Annotated in this window: 18 protein-coding genes; 10 read left to right on the plus strand and 8 right to left on the minus strand. The window is 74.5% G+C overall.

What is annotated here, in order from left to right; translation table 11 throughout:
* Positions 1-35 precede the first annotated feature (35 nt).
* The 4 genes from ACFYU9_RS21100 to ACFYU9_RS21115 form a co-directional block, all read right to left on the minus strand.
* On the minus strand, positions 36-608 hold the full coding sequence (locus ACFYU9_RS21100; protein ID WP_389345690.1) for a hypothetical protein: 573 nt from the start codon (positions 606-608) through the stop codon (positions 36-38).
* 196 nt (positions 609-804) lie between these two features.
* Positions 805-2,871, minus strand: a complete 2,067-nt coding sequence (locus ACFYU9_RS21105; RefSeq protein ID WP_389211321.1) for an FUSC family protein — start codon at positions 2,869-2,871, stop codon at positions 805-807.
* A 364-nt stretch (positions 2,872-3,235) separates the two neighbouring features.
* Positions 3,236-4,369, minus strand: coding sequence for a DUF2786 domain-containing protein (locus ACFYU9_RS21110; RefSeq protein ID WP_389345691.1), 1,134 nt, complete (start codon positions 4,367-4,369; stop codon positions 3,236-3,238).
* 415 nt (positions 4,370-4,784) lie between these two features.
* Entirely contained in the window at positions 4,785-5,702 is a 918-nt protein-coding gene (locus ACFYU9_RS21115) for an NADP-dependent oxidoreductase (protein WP_389211317.1), read from the minus strand.
* A gap of 153 nt (positions 5,703-5,855) precedes the next feature.
* Between ACFYU9_RS21115 and ACFYU9_RS21120 the strand changes: the two genes are divergently transcribed.
* Together ACFYU9_RS21120 and ACFYU9_RS21125 are read left to right on the plus strand one after the other, a co-directional pair.
* Entirely contained in the window at positions 5,856-7,124 is a 1,269-nt protein-coding gene (locus ACFYU9_RS21120; RefSeq protein ID WP_389211315.1) for a LuxR C-terminal-related transcriptional regulator, read from the plus strand.
* 47 nt (positions 7,125-7,171) lie between these two features.
* The gene (locus ACFYU9_RS21125; RefSeq protein WP_389211313.1) at positions 7,172-8,884 is read left to right on the plus strand and encodes a bifunctional 3'-5' exonuclease/DNA polymerase; all 1,713 of its coding nucleotides are present in this window, start codon (positions 7,172-7,174) and stop codon (positions 8,882-8,884) included.
* A gap of 150 nt (positions 8,885-9,034) precedes the next feature.
* Here ACFYU9_RS21125 and ACFYU9_RS21130 read toward each other — a convergent pair whose 3' ends face one another.
* Together ACFYU9_RS21130 and ACFYU9_RS21135 are read right to left on the minus strand one after the other, a co-directional pair.
* A complete protein-coding gene (locus tag ACFYU9_RS21130; protein ID WP_389345692.1) occupies positions 9,035-10,333 on the minus strand; it encodes a hypothetical protein in 1,299 nt (432 codons plus the stop codon).
* Between the two features lie 95 nt (positions 10,334-10,428).
* Positions 10,429-10,938: a SigE family RNA polymerase sigma factor gene (locus ACFYU9_RS21135; RefSeq protein ID WP_389345693.1), complete on the minus strand. Its 510-nt coding sequence runs from the start codon at positions 10,936-10,938 to the stop codon at positions 10,429-10,431.
* Between the two features lie 192 nt (positions 10,939-11,130).
* Here ACFYU9_RS21135 and ACFYU9_RS21140 point away from each other — a divergent pair, with 192 nt between their 5' ends.
* Together ACFYU9_RS21140 and ACFYU9_RS21145 are read left to right on the plus strand one after the other, a co-directional pair.
* On the plus strand, positions 11,131-11,520 hold the full coding sequence (locus ACFYU9_RS21140) for a DUF6479 family protein (RefSeq protein WP_389211307.1): 390 nt from the start codon (positions 11,131-11,133) through the stop codon (positions 11,518-11,520).
* A gap of 16 nt (positions 11,521-11,536) precedes the next feature.
* Entirely contained in the window at positions 11,537-12,328 is a 792-nt protein-coding gene (locus ACFYU9_RS21145; RefSeq protein WP_389211305.1) for a sigma factor-like helix-turn-helix DNA-binding protein, read from the plus strand.
* Here ACFYU9_RS21145 and ACFYU9_RS21150 read toward each other — a convergent pair.
* Positions 12,325-13,002: a pyridoxamine 5'-phosphate oxidase family protein gene (locus ACFYU9_RS21150; RefSeq protein WP_389211303.1), complete on the minus strand. Its 678-nt coding sequence runs from the start codon at positions 13,000-13,002 to the stop codon at positions 12,325-12,327. The two genes, ACFYU9_RS21145 and ACFYU9_RS21150, sit on opposite strands and share 4 nt — an antisense overlap.
* 190 nt (positions 13,003-13,192) lie before the next feature.
* On the opposite strand from ACFYU9_RS21150, the gene lepB reads away from it, so the two are divergent.
* On the plus strand, positions 13,193-13,981 hold the full coding sequence (gene lepB, locus ACFYU9_RS21155; RefSeq protein WP_389345694.1) for a signal peptidase I: 789 nt from the start codon (positions 13,193-13,195) through the stop codon (positions 13,979-13,981).
* Positions 13,982-13,988: 7 nt separating this feature from the next.
* On the opposite strand, the gene ACFYU9_RS21160 is transcribed toward lepB, so the two are convergent.
* The gene (locus ACFYU9_RS21160; RefSeq protein WP_389211299.1) at positions 13,989-14,921 is read right to left on the minus strand and encodes an NADP-dependent oxidoreductase; all 933 of its coding nucleotides are present in this window, start codon (positions 14,919-14,921) and stop codon (positions 13,989-13,991) included.
* Positions 14,922-15,137: 216 nt separating this feature from the next.
* Between ACFYU9_RS21160 and ACFYU9_RS21165 the strand changes: the two genes are divergently transcribed.
* Genes ACFYU9_RS21165 through ACFYU9_RS21185 form a run of 5 tightly spaced genes read left to right on the plus strand, consistent with a single transcriptional unit; the run spans position 15,138 to position 19,222 of the window.
* On the plus strand, positions 15,138-16,484 hold the full coding sequence (locus tag ACFYU9_RS21165) for a class I adenylate-forming enzyme family protein (RefSeq protein WP_389345695.1): 1,347 nt from the start codon (positions 15,138-15,140) through the stop codon (positions 16,482-16,484).
* Positions 16,481-17,206: an SDR family NAD(P)-dependent oxidoreductase gene (locus tag ACFYU9_RS21170; protein ID WP_389211295.1), complete on the plus strand. Its 726-nt coding sequence runs from the start codon at positions 16,481-16,483 to the stop codon at positions 17,204-17,206. The genes ACFYU9_RS21165 and ACFYU9_RS21170 overlap by 4 nt, the downstream gene beginning before the upstream one ends.
* Positions 17,200-17,472, plus strand: coding sequence for a phosphopantetheine-binding protein (locus ACFYU9_RS21175; protein ID WP_389211292.1), 273 nt, complete (start codon positions 17,200-17,202; stop codon positions 17,470-17,472). Before ACFYU9_RS21170 ends, ACFYU9_RS21175 begins: the two co-directional genes overlap by 7 nt.
* Before the next feature lie 3 nt (positions 17,473-17,475).
* Entirely contained in the window at positions 17,476-18,522 is a 1,047-nt protein-coding gene (locus tag ACFYU9_RS21180) for an AvrD family protein (protein WP_389211290.1), read from the plus strand.
* Between the two features lies 1 nt (position 18,523).
* Complete coding sequence (locus ACFYU9_RS21185) at positions 18,524-19,222, plus strand: AAA family ATPase (RefSeq protein ID WP_389211288.1); 699 nt, start codon at positions 18,524-18,526, stop codon at positions 19,220-19,222.
* Positions 19,223-19,227 lie beyond the last annotated feature (5 nt).

The following is a 19,227-nucleotide window of genomic DNA, read 5'->3' on the forward strand; positions in this document are numbered from 1 at the left end:
GGCCCGCCCCGTGCCGGGCCCTGCCAATCCGCCGGTCAGAATGGCGGAAGCTCGGTCAGCAGCCGGCCGTTGCGGTCGTACAGCGCCACGCCGACGCCCTTGGACGAGCCGTCCCGGTGGGCGTACCAGACGCCCCAGCCCGGGTGGCCCGGCAGTTCGAGGAGGGTCGCGGTGGTCTTGCGGCCGTCCGCACCGGTCAGGACGACCTTCCCGGCCTTCCTGGTTCCGTAGTAGAGGCCGGAGTGGAAGCTTCCGGTGGCGTCGCCCTCGGACTGGTGGCTGACGCCGGGCTGGGACGGGTCGATGTTGCCGTCGACGACGCTGCGGAAGTTCTCGAAGCCGTCCGCGCCGGCCCAGTGCTTGCCGTCGGGCGTCAGCCACACCGTGAATCCGCCGCCGGCGTCGACGCGCTCGCCGGACCGGACGACGCGCACGGCGGAGACCGGCGCGGCCGCGACGGCGGGCTCGGCGGCGTGCGGAGCGGCGGCGGCCGCGACGGCGGGCGTGGCGAAGGCGGCGGCACGGGTCGCGGAGGTGGCGGCGAGGGCCGGCGTGGCGGTCAGCGCGGCCGCCGCGACCACGGCGGCGGCCACGAGGTACTTCTTCATACGTGTGCTCCTGGGGTCTGAAGTCTGGAATCCGGCATCCGGTGAGGGCCCCTCACCTCTTCCAACTCCCGCCACCGCTTCGGCGGATGACACGGACCGCCGAGAATTTTCCGGCGACGTCGGGACCGGGCCGGATCGGACCCGAGCGGACCCGAGCGGACCCGACCGGGAGGCCCGGCGGCCCGGGCGGCCGGGCTCAGTGCCCCAGCGCCTCGGTCAGCCCGTCGAGCGCGTCGAGGAGCAGCACCGCGCCCGTGCGCAGCAGGAAGTGGTCCGGCGCCCCGTCCCCCTTCGCCCAGGCGGCGACCGTCGTGCGCAGCTCGTCCCAGCGCGGCGCCCTGCGCTCCCGTACGGCCTTGGCACCCCGTTCCGTCGCCCGGCGCAGCGCCTCCGCGAGGGCCGCGGCCTGCGGTACGGGTTCGGCGCCGCGCTCGGGCAGGTGCGCCTCCAGGAGCATGGCGACCCGGCTGAACTGGGCCAGGGCCTCCTCGGCCTCGTCCGCCGCCGCGCGGGACAGGCCCCGGTGGCGCACCGGCTCGTGGGTGGCCCTGGCCACGCCGTCCCGCCAGGCGATCCGGGCCGTGCGGGTGGCGAGCAGCGCCTCGCGGACGTCGGGACTCGCCGGGCCGGCCGGTGCGGCGAAGTGGGCGACGACGGCGGCAGCGTACCGCCCGTCCGCCTTCAGCCAGTCGGCGAGCCGGCCGCGCAGCCGCGGCGTCTCCCAGGCCGGGTAGACGGCGTAGGCCAGCATGGCGAGCAGCCCGCCGAGCAGGGTGAGCAGCACGCGTTCGCGGACGGTCTGGGTGACGCCCGCGCCCTCCATGCCGAGCAGGAAGACGACGTACGCGGCGACGAAGACCTGGCCGGCCGCGTAGCCCGTGCGCATGAGGAGGTACATGGCGAAGGCGCAGACGACGGCGAGCGCGGCGGAGAGGTAGGTGCCGGGGTGGGCGGCCTGGACGATGCCGGTGGCGAGGGCCACGCCGACGAGGGTGCCGCCGAAGCGGGCGACGGAGCGGGCGTAGGTCTGCGTGAAGTCCGGGCGCATCACCATCACGGAGGCCATCGGCGCCCAGTAGCCGTGGCCGAGCGGGAGGGCGGTGCCGAGGACGTAGCCGGCGGTGGCCACCGCCGTGACCCGGATCGCGTGGCGCAGGACCGGCGACTCGTGGCGCAGCTCGGCCCGCATCCTGCCGAGCGCCACCGGGACGAGCCGGAGGAGGCCGGGGCGGCGGCGGGCGGCGGCCACGGCCGGATCCTTCGTGAGCTCGGTCTCGGTGCGCGGCTCGGCCGTCTCCACGACGTCCTCCAGCAGCGCGGCGAGCCGGACGGCGGCCCGGCGCGGGGCGCCGGTCAGGATCGCGCCGGTGTCGGGGGTGCGGAGCGCGGCGAGGGCGGCGGGCGGCAGGTCGACCCGTTCGCCGTGCCGGATCGCGTGCGCGGCCGCGTCCAGGACCTGCCCGGCCGCGGCGAGCAGCTCGCGGACCCGGTCCCGCTGCGGGCCCTCGGCGGGCGCGCCGACCGCCGGGTCCGCGAGCGAGGCGAGCACCGGGCGGATCCGCTCGGCGAGCCCGCGCGCCCCGTGCAGCTCGGCGGGGCGGCTGCGGGCCTGGCGCGCGGTGACGGCGGCGGCGCTGCGGGCCGTCATCAGCGGTACCGGGTCGAAGACGCAGGTCGGGTCGTGGCGCAGGCGGCGGGCGTAGTCGGCCTCGGCCGCCAGCGCGTCGGCGAGCGCGTCGCGCTGGGCGCCCCAGCGGCGGACCGGGAACACGACGATCAGCGCGGCCTGCACGAGCCCGCCGACCGCGATCATCGCGGCGTGGCCGGCGGCCGCGGCGACGGAGGTCGGCAGGGTGACCGTCACCAGCATGATCGCCACGTTCGACGACGCGATGATCCCGACGGTCGGCCCGACGGCCCAGGAGAGCCCGGCGAGGAACGTCCACAGCGCGAGGAGCGCCAGGAAGGCGAGGAGGTGGGTGCCGGTCAGATACCCCAGGAAGGTGGAGATCGCGAGGCTCAGGCCGGACGCGAGCGCGAGGGTGGGGCGCGGCCGGTAGGAGCGCTGGAAGGTCGCGATCGCCGCCTGGTAGGCGCCGAACGCGGACGACGCGGCCACCGCGGGCCCGAACCGGGCGAGCGTCACCCCGACGACGAGGGCGAGCCCGAGCGCCCCGCGCGCCGCGATCGCCGGTTCGAGCCGCTGCCGCTCGACGCTGAGCCCCGAGCGCGCGGTCTCCCTCAGCGCCCGGAGCCAGCTCATGACCATGAGCCTAGCCGCCGATACGGGGCGAAACGGGCATCCGGCCCGTACGGGCCCTGGGCTGGGTCGTGTCCGGGGCTGGGCCGACCCGTGCGGGCCCGGACCGGGTCGCCTCCGGGGCTGGGGCCGACCCGTACGGGCCCGGGGCCGGCCCGTACGGGCCCGGACCGGGTCGTACGGGCCCGGACCGGGTCGTACGGGCCCGGACCGGGTCGTACGGGCCCGGACCGGGTCGTACGGGCCCGGGGCCGGGTCGTCTCCGGGGCTGGGGCCGACCCGTACGCGGCCCGGGGCCGGGTCGCCTCCGGGGCTGGGTCGTGTCCTGAGCTGGTCGTGTCCGGCGGACCGGCGTCGGACAGGCCGCCTAGCGGATCTCGCCGCGGCTTCCCGGCGCCCGCAGGCCGGCCCGGTCCGCCGCCGAGGTGCCGTGCGTCCAGCCCGCCTCGTCCCAGGCGGCCCGCACCCGGCTGGTCCGGGTCTCCGGGAAGAGCTCGTCGGTGCGGGCGCTCACCGCGACCTCGCGGGAGGCGAGGGCCGGGAGCAGCGTCGGGGCCTCGGCGGCGACGCGGCGGCTGGTGGCGGCGAGCCGGGCGCCGAGCCGGTTGGCGTAGGCGAGGAGGAAGGACTGCCGGAAGGACTTGGTGCGCTTGCGGCCGCCGGCCCGCTGCTCGGCCTCGGCGCGGGTCATCGCCGCGGTGCCCTGGACCAGGAGCGAGGTGTAGAGCAGCTCGACGGGGTCGAGGTCGGCCTCGAAGCCGACGACGGTCGAGAAGCCGAAGGACTCGTTCCACACGGCCCGGCAGTGGTTCGCGCCCGCGACCGCGTCGAGCAGGATCGCCTTGGCCTGCTCGTAGGGCGGCTCCACCCCGATCCGTACCGCCCCCGGTGTCTCCGGCGACGGCGCGCCCGCCGCGAGCGTCGCCTCGTCCAGGCTGTGGCGGGCCATCAGCTCCTGCGCCTTGGCGGTCAGCGCCTCGGCCTCCTCGGCGTAGTTCGTCGCCTCGGCCTTCGCGAGCAGCGCCCTGATCCGGGTCAGCTGCTTGGGCTCGCCGGCGACGGCGGGCGGCAGCGCCTCCCCGGGCACCGGCCCGACGGCGTCGAGCCGCGGCAGCCGGACGAGCAGCCGGTAGAGCTCCAGGACGGCGGTCGCGTGCGAGAAGCGGTCCGGCGCCGGCCGGGCGGGGCCGTCGCCCGGTGCGTCGAGGGCGTCGAGCTGGGCCTGCCAGCGGTGCGGGAGGCGCTCGTAGCGGGCCGTCTCGGTGCGGACGAGGCCGACGAGGAGCCGTACGTGCTCGTCGTCGAGCTCGCGGCGGGCCATCCGTACGACGTCGGCCGGCTGCCAGCCACGGGCCCAGAGGGTGCCGAGGAACTCCTCGCCGCGCCTGACCAGTTCCGCGTCGGCGCCGCGGTCGGCGGCGAGCAGCGACGCGGCCGTGTCGACGGCGTGCTCGTCGTCCCCGTACAGCGCCTTGAACGCCTCGCCCACCGTGCCCGTCACGGACGTCTCCTTCCGTGCTCGCGACCGTCCCGACACGATGGTCGCAGGAACGGGGCGGGGCCGGGTCGGCGGGCTGTCCACAGCCCTTCGTCCACAGCCTGTGGACACCGAACTCGTGAGCGATCCCGTGAGCGAGCCCGTGAGCGGTCCGGGTGGCTCCCCGGGTGCAAAGACCCCGCTCAGGGGTGACGCTGGTAAGTCGGGACGGGGACCGGGGTCGGAGCCGGGTCCCCGTCCCGGCCCGTCCGTCCGGCACCCGGCGGCGACGGCGGGCCGGTGCCGAGGGCGGCCTGCGGTGAGGGCACCGGCCCCGCACACGGCCTGCGGCCCCGCGCACGGCCTCCGGGCGCGCAGAGGGCCGCGCCGCCGGACCCCCGTACCGGCGACGCGGCCCCGACCCGCTCCGCGCGGCGCCTTACGGCACCAGGAGCAGCTTCCCGCGCACGTGCCCGGTCTCGCTCAGCTCCTGCGCCCGCGCGGCCTCCTTCAGCGGGAGCACCTCCGCGATGTCGAGGCGGAGCCGGCCCTCGACGACCAGGCGGGCCTGGTCGGTCAGCCAGCCGCGGACCGCGTCCGGATCGGCGGTCAGGCCGGAGAAGACGATGCCGTGCTCGGCGGCGTCGGTCGCGGCGATGGTGACGATGCGGGACTTCTCGCCGCCGAGGAGTTCGATCGAGACCGGCAGGGTGTCGTGGCCGGCCGCGTCGAAGACCGCGTCGACGCCCTGCGGGGCGGCCGCGCGGACCCGGTCGGCGAGCCCGTCGCCGTACGTCACCGGGGTCACGCCGAGGTCGCGCAGGAAGTCGTGGTTGCGCTCCGAGGCCGTGCCGATCACGGTCAGCCCGGCCGCCACCGCCAGCTGCGCCGCCACCGCGCCGACCGCGCCGGCGGCACCGTGCAGCAGCAGGGTCTCGCCGGACCGGACGCCGAGCAGGTCGAGGACGCGCTGGGCGGTCTCGCCGGCGACCGGGATGCTCGCGGCCGTCTCCCAGGAGAGCTCGGCGGGCTTGGGGACGACGGTGCCGGCGATGGCGTACTCGGCATAGGCGCCGGTCGCCGTCCAGCCGAACACCTCGTCGCCGACGGCGAGTCCGCTCACGCCCTCGCCGAGCGCGTCGACGGTGCCCGCGAACTCCAGGCCGGGCACGGCCGGGAAGGTGGTCGGGAAGAACTGCTCGACCCAGCCGTAACGCCGCTTCCAGTCCACCGGGTTGACGCCGGCGGCCGCCACCTTCACCCGCACCTCGCCCGGACCGGGCTCCGGCACGGCCACGGCGGTCTCGTGACGCAGCACGTCCGCGCCGCCGAACTCCTCGTACACGATCGCTTCCATGATTCCGCTCCCCCAATGAGTCATCCGCTGAGTCATCCGCTTGATGTGATCAAGCTTCCGCCCGGCACCCACCTGTCCCCGCCATCCGAACGGCCAGTGGCACCTGGCCGAAAGGACAGCCGTCCGGCGACCGGTGTCCCTACCCTTGACCCCATGGAACTCACCGCGACCGGCGCCCTGTTGGCCGCCCGCGACATCATCGGCCAACCGCTGGGCGCGATCCTGCCGCGCCTGTCCGAGGCGCTCGCCCCGCTGATCCCGCACCGGTCGGCGGCCGAGCTGTCCACGCACTGCGCGCACTCCCCGTTCAAGCACACCGGCGACCCCGGCGTCCCGGTCACGGCCGCCGAGCTGGCACCGCTGCTCGCCGCCGGCGTCGCCGGCCGGCCGTGGCAGGGCCGGGCGGGCGTCGGCGGGGCGGAGCGCGAGGTGGTGGCGGTACGGAGCGACGCGACGGCCCGCGGCTCGGTCCTGGTGCTCGTGCGGGACGCCGGCGCCGAGCCGGCCGGCGAGGCCGAACTCGCCCTGGCCCAGCACCTGTGGGACCTGGTGACCAGCCACTTCGACCGGTTCGCGACCGAGGCGATGCCGGGCGCGCTCGCCCGGTCGCGGGCGGCGGCCGACACCCGGGCGCGGGTGATCGCCGAGCTGAGCACCGCGCACGCCGCGGCGTTCTCCGGGGTGCTCGGGGTGCTGCGCAGCCGGGCCCTGGACGACGCGGCGGCCCGGGCGACCGCGACCGACCTCGCGGTGTCGGCGCTGATCGAGCTGCGGGCCGAGGCGCGCAGGGACCGGACGATCGCCGAGGAGCCGGCCTTCGAGGCCTTCGCGCGGCTCGCGGACGGGCTGCGCCCGATGCTCCGGCACACGCCGGTCCGGCTCGAACTCGGCCCGCCCGAGGGCCCGGACGCCACCCGCAGCCTGCCCGCCGACGTGGCGCACGGCGTGCGGGCCGTGGTCCGCGCGCTGCTCCTCGTCGTCCTCGACCAGGACGCGGTCGGCCGGGTGCACGTCGGCTGGACGCTGACCGAGCACGAGCTCCGGGCCACCGTCCGCGACGACGGCCCCGGCCTCCTCGACGTCTGCCCGCTGGGCGCGGGCAGCATCTCCGACCGCCTGGAGGTGCTCGGCGGCCGCCTGGACGTCGACGCGGTGCCCAACTGGGGCACCACGATCACCGCCACCGTTCCGCTCGCCCTGCCGGACGCCCCGCCCGCCGGCACCCTGAACCCGCTGCGCGACCTCGGCGAGCGCGAGCTCCAGGTGCTGACCCAGCTGGCGCTCGGGCACCGCAACCGCCAGATCGCCGAGGAACTGCACATCAGCGAGTCCACGGTGAAGTTCCACGTCGCCAAGATCCTGACCAAGCTGGGCGTCGGCACCCGCGGCGAGGCCGCCGCCCTCTTCCACAAGGCGGCATAGCGGGCCGAACCGGCCGATTGTCAGTGCCGGGTGCCAGACTCGCACCCGTGAACGAGAAGTGGGCACTGGCGCCCGAGCCGGAGGGGGACGGGGCGCTGCTCGTGCCGCTCGGGGGCGACGGGCGGCCCGCCGGGGCGGTACGCCGCGAGCCGGACCTGGTGGCGGCGGTGCGGGCCCGGCCGGGGGTCGGGCGCTGGGTGTGGCGGAGCACCGGCGAGGTGTATCCGCGGCTCCTCGCCGCGGGCGTGCGGGTCGAGCGGTGCTACGACATCGAGGACGCCGAGCAGCTGCTCCTCGGCCACGAGGGGCGGCTCGGCGAGCCCCGCTCGGCCGCCGCCGCCTGGGCCCGCCTGCGGAACGCGCCGGTGCCGCCCGACCCGCCGCTGCGCCCAGCCGGGGGCCCGGCGGCCCAGGACTCGCTGTTCGAGCCGGCGGCGACGGCCGCCCCGCTGCCCTTCGAGGCGCTCCTGGAGGTGTACGCGGAGCAGCAGCGCCGCCATGACCTGACGGCGCACCCGGGCCGGATGCGGCTGCTCACGGCGGCCGAGTCGGCGGGCATGCTGGTCGCCGCCGAGATGTACCGGGCCGGGCTGCCCTGGCGGGCCGACGTGCACCGGGAGGTGCTGCACGGGCTGCTCGGCGAGCGGTACGCGGGCGGCGGCGAGCCGCGCCGGCTCGCGGAGCTGGCCGACGAGATCTCGGCCGCGTTCGGCCGCCGGGTCCGCCCCGAGCTGCCCGCCGACGTCGTGCGGGCCTTCGCGCAGGCCGGGATCCGGGTGCGCTCCACCCGGCGCTGGGAGATGGAGAAGATCGACCATCCGGCGGTCGCCCCGCTGCTCGCGTACAAGAAGCTGTACCGGATCTGGACCGCGCACGGCTGGTCCTGGCTGGCCGAGTGGGTCCGCGACGGCCGCTTCCGGCCCGAGTACCTGCCGGGCGGCACGGTCAGCGGCCGCTGGACCACCAACGGCGGCGGCGCGCTGCAGATCCCCAAGGTCATCCGGCAGGCCGTGGTCGCCGACGAGGGCTGGCGGCTCGTCGTCGCCGACGCCGACCAGATGGAGCCGCGGGTGCTGGCCGCGATCTCCCGCGACCCGGGCCTGATGGAGGTCGCCGGGCACCCCGACGACCTCTACACCCGGCTGTCCGACCGCGCCTTCGCCGGCGACCGCGACCACGCCAAGCTGGCACTGCTCGGCGCGATCTACGGGCAGACCAGCGGCGACGGCCTGAAGAACCTGGCCGCGCTGCGCCGCCGCTTCCCGCGCGCGGTGGCGTACGTCGACGACGCGGCCCGGGCCGGCGAGGAGGGCCGGCTCGTCCGCACCTGGCTCGGCCGCACCAGCCCGCGCGCGGCGGGCGCGGACGAGGACGGGGAGGCGGGGCTGCCGCAGGGCCTGCCCGCGGACGGCGGGTCCGCGGCCGCCGACGGCTCCGACGGCTACGTGCCGGGGTACGCGTCGACCGACGCCCGCGCCCGGGGCCGCTTCACGCGGAACTTCGTCGTGCAGGGCAGCGCCGCCGACTGGGCCCTGCTGATGCTGGCGGCGCTGCGCCGCGCCACCGCCGGGATGCGGGCCGAGCTGGTCTTCTTCCAGCACGACGAGGTGATCGTGCACTGCCCGGCGGAGGAGGCCGGGGCGGTGGCGGAGGCGATCGCGGCGGCGGGCGACGAGGCGGGCCGGATCGCGTTCGGCGAGACGCCGGTGCGCTTCCCGTTCACGACGGCGACGGTGGAGCGGTACTCGGACGCGAAGTGAATTGACGGGTACGGGCACGGACGCGAAGTGACGGGCACGGGCACGGACGCGAAGTAACGGGCACGGGTGCGAATACGGGTGCGGGCCCGGGCCTCCGCCGAGGTCCGGACCCGCACGCTCAGGAGCCGGTCAAGGGCTTGGCCCCCCGACCTACTTGACCAGCTGGTGCCACTTCGAGCTGAGCGCGATCTCCTTCAGCTGCTCCGTCGTCAGCGCCGGGTCGGTGCGCGTGGCGGCGTCGTGCTGGGTGCCCGAGTTGAACGCGGAGACGATGACCCGGAAGCCGTTCTTGTCCATGGTGTCGGCGCTCCACCAGACGACGCCCGCGCCGCCCTTCTCGCCGGCCTTCTTCTCCAGCTTCACCATCGTGCCGTCGGGCTCGGTGGTGACGCCGGGGCCGTCGAAGAGCTCCTTGCGGACGCCGCCCATGTCGGGCTGGACGTTGACCTGGACGAGGCTGCGGCCATGGCCGTCGTCGACGACGACGTAGCCGTGCTCGCCCTCGCCGCCCTTGCCGACGACCCGCAGGCCCAGGCCCTTGGGCAGCAGGGACGTCAGCGTCGACCGGACCTGGGCGCCGGTCGGCCCGGAGACCCGGGCGTCGGGGGCGCTGGGCGCCCCGGCGCGCTCCGCCTTCTTCAGGGCCGGCAGCTGCGCGAGCAGCGGGCGCCAGCCGTCGGCCGTGACCAGCTTCTTCAGCTGCGCGGGGTCGAACGGCGGGTTCGGGCGGGTGATCGCCGAGTCCTTCTCGGTGGGCGCGTTGTACTCGCTCGCGTCGACGAGGAAGCCGTCCTTGGTGAGCAGCACCGCCCGCCAGTTCTTGGTGAGGACCCGCTTGTCCGGGTACTCGTAGCCCTGGAAGACCATCAGCTTCGCGCCGCCCGCGAGGCGCTCGGTCGTGCAGGCGTCGTACGGGACGGCCACCTGGTCCGGGCAGGTCACCTGGGACGTGCCCGACTCGCCGTCGGAGCCCGCCCGGTAGAGGCCGACGGAGACGCCCGACTTGCCCTTGCCGTCGTCGTAGACGCCGGTGACGCTCTGGCCGGTGCCCTGCTCGTTGTCGATCTGCCAGGTGCCGGCCGGGGTGTTGGCCTTGAGGACGGCGGCGAGCTCGGCGACCGGGATCGACGGCGTGCCGGGACCGGCGCCGCCCTTCTGGCCGGCGCCCTGCCCGCCGTCGCCGGCCGGTGCCGGGCCGGCCACCGAGGTCTGCTCGATGCCGCCGGAGCCGGCGGAGCCGCCGAGGAGCGAACCCCCGTACACCCCGCCCACACCGATCGCGGCGAGCGCGAGCGCGCCGCCGACCGTGGCGACGCGCCGGCGCACCAGCCGGCGGCGGCCGCGGGCGAGCCCGCCGGCGGCGAGCTCGCGCCGGTCGTCGACGGCGAAGCCCTCGCCGGTGGCGCGCAGGACCGCGCCCAGTTCGTCCTCGAATCGTCCGTTCGTCACGTCGTGCTCCTCGTGCTGAGGCATGGCGGGATCACCGTTCCGGTCCGTGGTGGAGAAAATCTCGAAGGTCTCGAAGGTCTCGAAAAAAATCGGGGTCAGCGGGCGACGAGTTCGGTCATTCCGGCGCCGAGCCGCTCGCGCAGCTTCGCCAGGGCCCGCGTGGAGCGGGTGCGCACCGCTGCGGAGCTGACGTGCAGGGCGTGCGCGGTCTCCTCGATGCTGCGGTCCTCCCAGTAGCGGAGCACCACCACCGCCCGGTCCTTCGGCGCGAGCCCGGCGAGGGCGTCGAGCAGGGCGATCCGCAGGGCGGGGTCCTCGCCGTTGTCGGGCGCCCGGTCGGGGAGCTCGCCGAGGGGGCGCTCGGTGGCCGAGCGGCGCCTGCGGTGGCTCAGGAAGGTCCGTACGAGCACGGTCTGTGCGTAGCCGGCCGGGTTGCCGATCCGGTTGGCGCGCCCCCACAGGGCGTACATCCGGCCCAGCGTCTCCTGCGTCAGGTCCTCCGCGAGATGGGTGTCGCCGCTGGTCAGCAGGCATGCCGAGCGGAACAGATGTCCCGACCGTGCGGCGGCGAACTCCAGGAACTCGTCCGCGCGGGACTGTCTCAATGTCCCTCCCCTCCGTCGCTGTCACGAGTTCGCTCGCGAGCGCTCGTTTCGCGCTCACACCTCACTGACGCGATGGCCCCCGGGAAATGTTTCAGCGCGGATTCCGCGGATTTCCCGGCTTCCGGGGATCTCCGCGCGCGCAACCCGGACGCGGACTGTCCGAACCATCCGAAAAGGGGTATTCATGACGATATGAACACTTTCCTCGTGGCATCCGCTCAGGTCACCACGGCGGCCGGTGTCTGGCAGTCCGGCCTGGCGCAGGTCCTCGGTGGTCTGATCGTCGTCGGCGTCCTCATCGGCGCGTTCATGTACGGCATCCGCGTCAAGAACAAGGAGCTGCCGCCACCGGATCCGGAGACCCAGCCGCACCGGCCGGAGGACGGCACCCTGCCCGGCGAGTCGTCCGAGTACCGCAAGCCCTCCGAGATGCCGCAGACCGACGGCGAGCACCGGCTCATGCCGTACCAGCTGAAGGACGGCGGCGAGACCCAGGACGAGCCGCCCACCGAGGAGAAGCGCAAGTGGGGCGGCATCTCCAGCGGCGGCTTCGGCAGCGGCGGCCCGGGCCACGGCGACTGACCGGCCGGGGAGCACGGTGAACGCCCCGGACGCCGGCCCGGCCGCGCCCGCCGACCTGCGGGCGGCCATGGCGTCCCGCCTCCTCGGCCCGTCAGGCGAGGCCGCCGAGGCGCTGCGGGTGGGGGCGACGCCCCAGGACGTCGCCCGCACCTGCCTGGACCTGCTGCGCTCGCGCGAGGCCCGGCGCCCGGTCCTGAAGGACCCGTGGGACCGCTCGCTGCCCAGGCGCGGCGAACGGGACGCCCTCGACGTCCTCACGCCCTCCGAGCGGGTCGTCTTCGTGCTGCACGACGAGTTCTCGATCCCCTACGACGACATCGCCCCGGTCCTCGACCGCTCCCCCGCCGCCACCCGCCGGCTCGCCGGCCGCGCCCGGCACCGCCTGGAGGGCACCGAGGAGATGCCCGCCCCCGACCCCGCGCGCCAGCGCGAGGCCGTCCTCGCCTTCCGCTCCGCCGCCCGCGGCGGCGACCCGGCGGCCCTGCGCGCCCTCCTCGACCCGGACGCCGTACTGCGCTCGGACACCTCCGCCACGCCCCCCGCCCACGGCGCGCCGGCGGTCGCCCGGGCCCTCGCCGAACGCGTACGGGCGACGCTGCCGGCCCTGGTCGACGGCGCCGCCGGCCTGCTGCGCACGGCACCGGACGGCCGGCCGGAGACGGTCTTCCGCTTCACCGTCCTCGACGACCGGATCACGGCCGTCGACGCGCTGTCGGACGGGGAGCACCTGGCCCGGCTGACGCTCACCCGGATGGCGCAGGAGCGCGGCCAGGGCCTGTCCGGCGGACCAGGGTCGGACAGGCCCTAGCCTCCGAACACGGTCCCGGCCCGCTCGGCGATGTGCGCGGGCGGCGCGATCCCGGCCGGGAGCAGCGGATCGGCGACCGGCTCGCCGAAGCGGGTGACCATCGGCAGCACCCCGGCCCACACGCCCAGCGCGGCGTCGGGCCCGTCGCCGTCGTCCGGGAAGCCGCTGGAGACCTTCACGGACGCCTCGGTCAGGTCGAGCGCCACGAGCGCGGTCGCCGCCAGTTCCTTGCGGCTGGGCTGCCGTACGTACTCCCACTGCCCCGGCGCGGACTGCTCGCTCAGCGCCCGCAGTCCGCGCAGCTTCTCCTCCGGGTCGGTGACGAGCCGCGGCACGCCGTAGATCATCGCGCTGCGGTAGTTCACGCTGTGCTCGAAGACGGACCGCGCGAGCACGAGGCCGTCGACGTGCGTGACGTTCACGCAGACGACCCCGTCGGGCGCCCGCACCAGGCTGCGGCTCGCGACCGACCCGTGCAGGTAGAACCGGTCCCCGTCGACCCCGTACACCGTCGGCACCACCATCGGCGCCCCGTCCACCACGACGCCGAGGTGACACAGGAAGCCCGCCGCGAGCACCGCGTCCAGATCAGCTCGCCGGTGGCTGCCGTTCTCCCGCATCCGCCGCAGCCGGGTCCGCTCGGTGACCTCGAACTCCTCGCCGTCGCCGCTCATGCCATCCCCCTCGTCAAGAAACAAAGACCGGAAATCACTGCCGGGGCCCGCCGGGTCACTCGTACGTGGCGAGAGTGGGCCGGCGGGCACCCCGACGGCATCATGCGGCATAAAGTCCGGTCAGACGGCAGGAGTTTTCGGCGCGCGTCCGGCGGAGCCGGCCGGCCCGACGGAGTCAGGAGCGGTGGACGTGGGGGACGTGGCGATCGACGCGCAGCCCGAACGGGAGCGCCCGGAGGGCGGCCCCGGCGAGGAGGCGGGCACCGCCGCCGGCGACGGCGGGCACGGCGGCAGGAAGAGCGGAAAGAAGAAGCGGCCCCTGTGGCAGGAGCTGCCGATCCTGGTCGCCCTCGCGCTGGCCCTGGCCTTCCTGATCAAGACCTTCCTGCTCCAGGCGTTCCTGATCCCCTCGGGTTCGATGCAGAACACCCTCCAGAAGGACGACCGCGTCCTCGTCGACAAGCTCACGCCGTGGTTCGGCTCCGAGCCCGAGCGCGGCGAGGTCGTCGTCTTCCGCGACCCGGCCGGCTGGCTCGCCGGCCGGCCGGTCGCGGAGCCCAACGCGGCCCAGAAGTTCCTGGGCTTCATCGGACTGATGCCCGCGGCCGGCGAGCAGCACCTGATCAAGCGCGTCATCGGTATCGCCGGCGACACCGTCGAGTGCTCCGGCACCGGTCCCCTGAAGGTCAACGGCAAGCCGCTCGACGAGCCGTACGTCTTCGCCGGCAACACCGCGTGCAGCCCGGACGCGCCCGGCCAGTTCAAGGTCAAGGTCCCGAGCGGCGAGATCTGGGTGATGGGCGACCACCGCCAGTCCTCCCTGGACTCCCGCTACCACCAGACCGACCCGCACGGCGGCATGGTCCCGGTCGGCGACGTCGTCGGCCGCGCCGTCGTCCTCGCCTGGCCGGTCGGCCACTGGGCCACCCTCCCGGTCCCGGACACCTTCGGTCAGCCGGGCATCGCCCCGGCGCCGTAGCGGCCGGTCAGGGGACCAGTACCAACTTGCCGGTCACCCGGCCCTCTTCGCCCAGGGCGTGGGCGCGGGCGGCCTCGGACAGCGCAATGGCCTCCTGCACATGGGCGCGCAGCACTCCCTTGGCCGCCAGTTCGGCGACGGCCTTCATGCCCGTGTGGTCGTGCTCCACCAGCATCGCGGCGTAGCGGACACCGCGGCGGGCGGCGGCGGCGAGCTCCTCCTCGGTGGCGCCGGGCAGCAGGGCGACCAGGGTGCCCCCGGGGCGCAGCACGTCCACCGTACGGATCCGGGTGTCGTCCATCAGCGGCACGAGCGCCGTGTCGACGTCCCGGACGGCGTCGCGGAAGTCCACGGTGCGGTAGTCGATCACGTCGTCCGCGCCGAGGGAGCGCACGAAGTCGTGCTTGGCGGCGCTGGCCGTACCGGTGACGCGGGCACCGAGGTGCTTGGCGAGCTGGACGGCGAGGTGGCCGACGCCTCCGGCGGCGGCGTGGACCAGCACGTGCTGTCCGGGCCCGACGCCGGCGGTGTCGACGAGGGCCTGGTAGGCCGTGAGGGCGGCCAGCGGCAGGGCGGCCGCCTGGACGTGGTCGATCCCGGCCGGCTTGCGGGCGAAGGCGCGGGCCGGGCCGACGGCGTACTCGGCGTGGGAGCCCACCCCGTGCGGGTACGGCAGCATGCCGAACACCTCGTCGCCGGGCTGGAAGAGGGCGACCCCGAAGCCCACCTCCTCCACCGTGCCGGAGAGGTCCCAGCCGAGGACCTTCGGCGGCCGCTCGAACCAGTTCTGCCGCGCCCGGCCCTTCCAGTCGGTGGGGTTGAGCCCCGCGGCCCGCACCCGCACGAGGACCTGACCGGGACCGGGCTTCGGCACCGGCAGTTCCACCTCCTTCAGGACCTCCGGGCCGCCGTAGACGTCCTGCTGGCTGATCGCACGCATGGCGCTCCTGATCGTTGTCGGGAAGACCGCGGAGGGTTCCGCGGCAGGAACCGCGGAAAGGATCGCGGAAGCGGTCGCGGAAGACGCCGCGGAGGAAATGTCCTGAGGGGACAGCCAGTTCAACGTAGGTGCTGAGCGGAAGCGCTGGCTGGTGCCCGTGACACCAGGACCAGCTCCCACCTTTCTGTCCGTTCGGCGCGGCCGCACGATCGGTGCATGATCCAGTCACTGACAGAGGCGCTGCGGTCGCACGGCGACCGAGAGGCGATCATCTTCCATGGTCAGGCCACGAGTTACCGGACCCTGCTGAGCGCCGTCGAGCAGTGGCGGGACCGGCTTGACGAGCACGGCATCCGCGCCGGGCGGGTCGTCGCGCTGGAGTCGGCGTACTCGCCGCAGGCCTGCGCCGCGCTCGTCGCCCTCATCGAGGCCGGCGCGATCATCGTCCCGCTGGTCACGCTGCCGGACGCCAAGCGCGCCGAGTTCCACGAGATCGCCGAGGTCGAGACCGTCATCACCCTCGACGGCACGGACTCGGGCCTGAGCATCAGCAGCACGGGGCGCTCGGCGGGCCACGAGCTGTTCGCCGCGCTGCGCCGCGACGAGGCGCCCGGACTCGTCCTGTTCAGCTCGGGCACCACGGGCCGCAGCAAGGCGTCCGTCCTGGACTTCACCAAGGTCCTCGCCCGCTACCAGGGCGGCCGCGCCGCGCGCACGCTCTCCTTCCTCAACCTCGACCACATCGGCGGCATCAACACCCTGCTGCACACCCTGGTGCACGGAGGTGCGGTCGTCACCGTCGCCGAGCGCACCCCGGACAGCGTCTTCGCGGCCATCGAGGCCCACCGGGTGGAGGTGCTGCCCACCACGCCGACCTTCCTCACCATGGCCCTGGTCTCCGGCGCCTGCCGGCGGCACGACGCCTCCTCGCTGCGCCTGGTCTCCTACGGGACCGAGCCGATGCCCGAGCAGACCCTGCGCGCCTTCCACGACGCGCTGCCCGAGGTCCGGCTCAAGCAGACCTACGGCCTGTCCGAACTGGGCATCCTGCCGACCAAGTCGAAGGACGACTCCTCGCTGTGGGTCAAGCTCGGCAGCGGCAGCGGCTTCGACTACAAGATCGTCGACGACGTGCTGTGGGTCCGCTCCGAGATGGCCATGCTCGGCTACCTCAACGCCCCCGCCCCCTTCGACGAGGAGGGCTACTTCAACACCCAGGACGTCGTGGTGTGCGAGGGCGAGTACGTGAAGATCCTCGGCCGCCGCTCGGAGATCATCAACGTGGGCGGCGAGAAGGTCTACCCGGCCGAGGTCGAGAACGCCGTCCTCGAAGTGGACAACATCGCCGACGTCACCGTCTCCGGCCGGCGCAACGCGGTGACCGGCATGATCGTCCAGGCCACGGTCAAGCTCGTGCGACCGGAGGACGAGCAGACCGTCACCGCCCGCGTCCAGGAGCACTGCGCCGCCCGCCTGGAGCCCTACAAGGTGCCCCTCGTCGTCACGGTCTCCGAGGCCGAGCAGCACTCGGACCGCTTCAAGAAGACCAGGAGCGCGGCATGAGCGGCGTGGCACTGGTCAGCGGCGGCAGCCGCGGCCTCGGCCGGACCCTGGTCACCCGGCTGCTCGCGGAGGGCTGGAAGGTGGCCACCTTCAGCCGGAGCGCCGGCGAGTTCGTCGAGGAGACGCTGAAGGCCGAGCCCGACCGCTTCTTCTGGACCGGGGCGGACCTGCAGGAACCCGGCACCGTACGGGCGGCCGCCAAGGCCGCGATCCGGCACTTCGGCCGGGTCGACCTGCTGGTGAACAACGCGGGCGTGCTCGACCAGGGCCTGTTCGTGACGATGCCGCCGCGGCAGGTCGAGGCCCTCATCACCGCCAACCTGACCTCGCCCGTGGCCCTGGCCCAGACGGTCGCCCGCTCCATGGTGGCCTCGGGCGGCGGCCAGATCATCAACGTCTCGTCGGTCAACGCCGTCCGCGGCTACCGGGGCGTGGCCGCCTACAGCGCCGCCAAGGCGGGCCTGGACGGCCTGACCCACAGCCTCGCCCGCGAGCTCGGTCCCGCCGGCATCCGGGTCAACACGGTCGTGCCCGGCTTCTTCGACTCGGACATGACCGAGGTGGTCACCCCGGAGTACCGCGAGCGCATCCAGCGCCGCACCCCGCTCGGCCGGCTCGGCGACCGCGAGGAGATCGCCGACGCCGTGCTCTTTCTCGCCTCACCGCGGGCCGGTTTCGTCACCGGCCAGCGACTCGTCATCGATGGAGGAATCACATGCTGACCATGGACGTACAGGCCCTGGTCGTCGAGGAGATCACCGCGGTCCTCGACGAGGACATCGCCGACGACCTCGGCGCCGTCACCGCCGAGACCGAGCTGAGCGACCTCGGCCTCAACTCGCTCGCCTTCGCCCGGCTCATCATCCGCCTCGAGACCAAGGTCGGCGTCGACCCCTTCGGCGAGGACGGCAACTTCGTGACCCTGCGCACCGTCGGCGCGCTGGTCCGGTCGTACGAGCAGGCGCTGAGATCGCGCGAGGAGTCCTGAACCATGTCCACACCGACCCTGCTGCGCCTGCCCTCCGTCGAGGACTACCTCGGCCCCGGCGAGACCCGCTTCTTCTCCGCCGGCTACCGGCGGGCCGAGTACGCCGTCCACGACGTCCGCGTCACCACCGGGGACCGGCCGGGCGTCACCGCCGCCGTCTCCCTCTCCTACCCGCGTGACTGGTCGAAGAAGAAGGCGTCGACCGACCTGTTCCCGCACGTCAGCACCGTCGACATGCTGGTGCTCGGCCTCCAGCTGTGCGAGGCGTACCTCGTCCACACCCACGGGCTCGACGCCGACCGGCGCCGCCGGACCCGCGTCCGGAAGATCACCCTGCGGGCGGGCACCACCCCGCAGGAGGAGCTGACCGGCCTGCCCGCCGGAGCCGAGCTCCGCCGCACCCTCCAGGACCCCGCCGCCGAGGGCGGCCACGTGTCGACCTTCACCGCGCACGTCGGCGTGATGACGGCCCGGTACGAGATCGAGCACGCCTCGCCGGCCCAGGTCGCCGAGGACGGTTCCTACGACTCGCTCGACACGGTCCTCGGCCCGGCCTCCGGCCGCTACTACGGCGAGGGCTTCAAGCTGCGCGAGCACACCATCGGCGACGTCCGCGCCGACGTGGACGCCTCGACCGCCACCGCGACCGTCACCACGCGCAGCCTGCCGGGCTACGAGGCCGTCACCGACGGCCTGGACGGCGACCGCCTGACGGACGGCCTCTCGGCCATCGACTGCTTCGTCACCAACCTGCAGCTCATCCAGGTGCTCCTGTACGAGCTCGACGGCATCAGCCGCCAGGACAGCAACACCCTGTGGATGCAGCAGACGGTCCTGACCGCCGTCGGCCCCGACCTCCCCGCGGCCGAACCCACCGCCGCCCACGTCGCCTTCACCGACAAGGCGCTCGTGCCGCTGCGCGGCGGACTGTGGCGCGACGTCACGATCGGCGCCCGGCTCGGCGGTTACGAGATGCAGTGCTCCTTCGCCCATGAACTCCCGTCGAACGCCGCCGCGTTCGCCGCCGGCCAGACCACCCTGAGGGCCTGACATGAAGATCTCCGTATCCGGTACCTACTCGGCCGGAAAGACCTCCACGGTCATGGCCCTCTCGCACTACCTGGGCGTTCCGCGCACCCTGGCCAGGACGATCCGCGAGATCCTCCCGGAGGCCGTGCCCGGCAAGGCGCTCGCCGAGGTCACCCCCGCCGAGTTCCTCCACCTGATGCTGCGCCGCCACTGCGGGCGGGCCGTCGAGGAGGCCAAGCTCGGCGACACCTTCCTGTCCGACGGCTCCTCCCTCCAGGAGTGGCTCTACGGCGCCGCCCGCGTCGCCCACGGCATGAACCCCAGCGCCACCGCCGCCAACGAGGGCGGCCTGGCCCCCGAGACCAGCGACGAGATGCGCTTCTTCGGCGAGGTCGTCGACGAGTACGGCAAGGCGTTCCGCGCGCACGTGCGCCAGACCTACGACGTGTTCATCCACCTCGAGCACGAGCTGGAGATCACCTCGGACGGCCACCGCCCCATGAACAAGGGCTTCCGCGACACGATCGACCGCATGCTCCTCGAAACCGTCGAGGAGTTCGGGATACCCCTGCACCGGGTCAGCGGCACCATGCCCGAGCGCATGGAGAAGATCACCGCCGTCCTCGGCCTCACTCCCGTGATGAGCATCGAGCGTGCCCTGGAACTCGGCAAGCGCGACTACGACGCCCAGGACTTCCGCCTCGAGACCGAACGGGCCTGACCCGC

Source organism: Streptomyces sp. NPDC004327 (assembly GCF_042873935.1).
GTDB lineage: Bacteria > Actinomycetota > Actinomycetes > Streptomycetales > Streptomycetaceae > Streptomyces.

Coding starts and splice junctions, on each gene's coding strand:
- ACFYU9_RS21100 (WP_389345690.1), bottom strand. CDS start 608: ATGAAGAAGTACCTCGTGGCCGCCGCCGTGGTCGCGGCGGCCGCGCTG.
- ACFYU9_RS21120 (WP_389211315.1), top strand. CDS start 5,856: ATGGAACTCACCGCGACCGGCGCCCTGTTGGCCGCCCGCGACATCATC.
- ACFYU9_RS21150 (WP_389211303.1), bottom strand. CDS start 13,002: ATGAGCGGCGACGGCGAGGAGTTCGAGGTCACCGAGCGGACCCGGCTG.
- ACFYU9_RS21180 (WP_389211290.1), top strand. CDS start 17,476: ATGTCCACACCGACCCTGCTGCGCCTGCCCTCCGTCGAGGACTACCTC.
- ACFYU9_RS21185 (WP_389211288.1), top strand. CDS start 18,524: ATGAAGATCTCCGTATCCGGTACCTACTCGGCCGGAAAGACCTCCACG.
- ACFYU9_RS21160 (WP_389211299.1), bottom strand. CDS start 14,921: ATGCGTGCGATCAGCCAGCAGGACGTCTACGGCGGCCCGGAGGTCCTG.
- ACFYU9_RS21165 (WP_389345695.1), top strand. CDS start 15,138: ATGATCCAGTCACTGACAGAGGCGCTGCGGTCGCACGGCGACCGAGAG.
- ACFYU9_RS21105 (WP_389211321.1), bottom strand. CDS start 2,871: ATGAGCTGGCTCCGGGCGCTGAGGGAGACCGCGCGCTCGGGGCTCAGC.
- ACFYU9_RS21175 (WP_389211292.1), top strand. CDS start 17,200: ATGCTGACCATGGACGTACAGGCCCTGGTCGTCGAGGAGATCACCGCG.
- ACFYU9_RS21170 (WP_389211295.1), top strand. CDS start 16,481: ATGAGCGGCGTGGCACTGGTCAGCGGCGGCAGCCGCGGCCTCGGCCGG.
- ACFYU9_RS21115 (WP_389211317.1), bottom strand. CDS start 5,702: ATGGAAGCGATCGTGTACGAGGAGTTCGGCGGCGCGGACGTGCTGCGT.
- ACFYU9_RS21140 (WP_389211307.1), top strand. CDS start 11,131: ATGAACACTTTCCTCGTGGCATCCGCTCAGGTCACCACGGCGGCCGGT.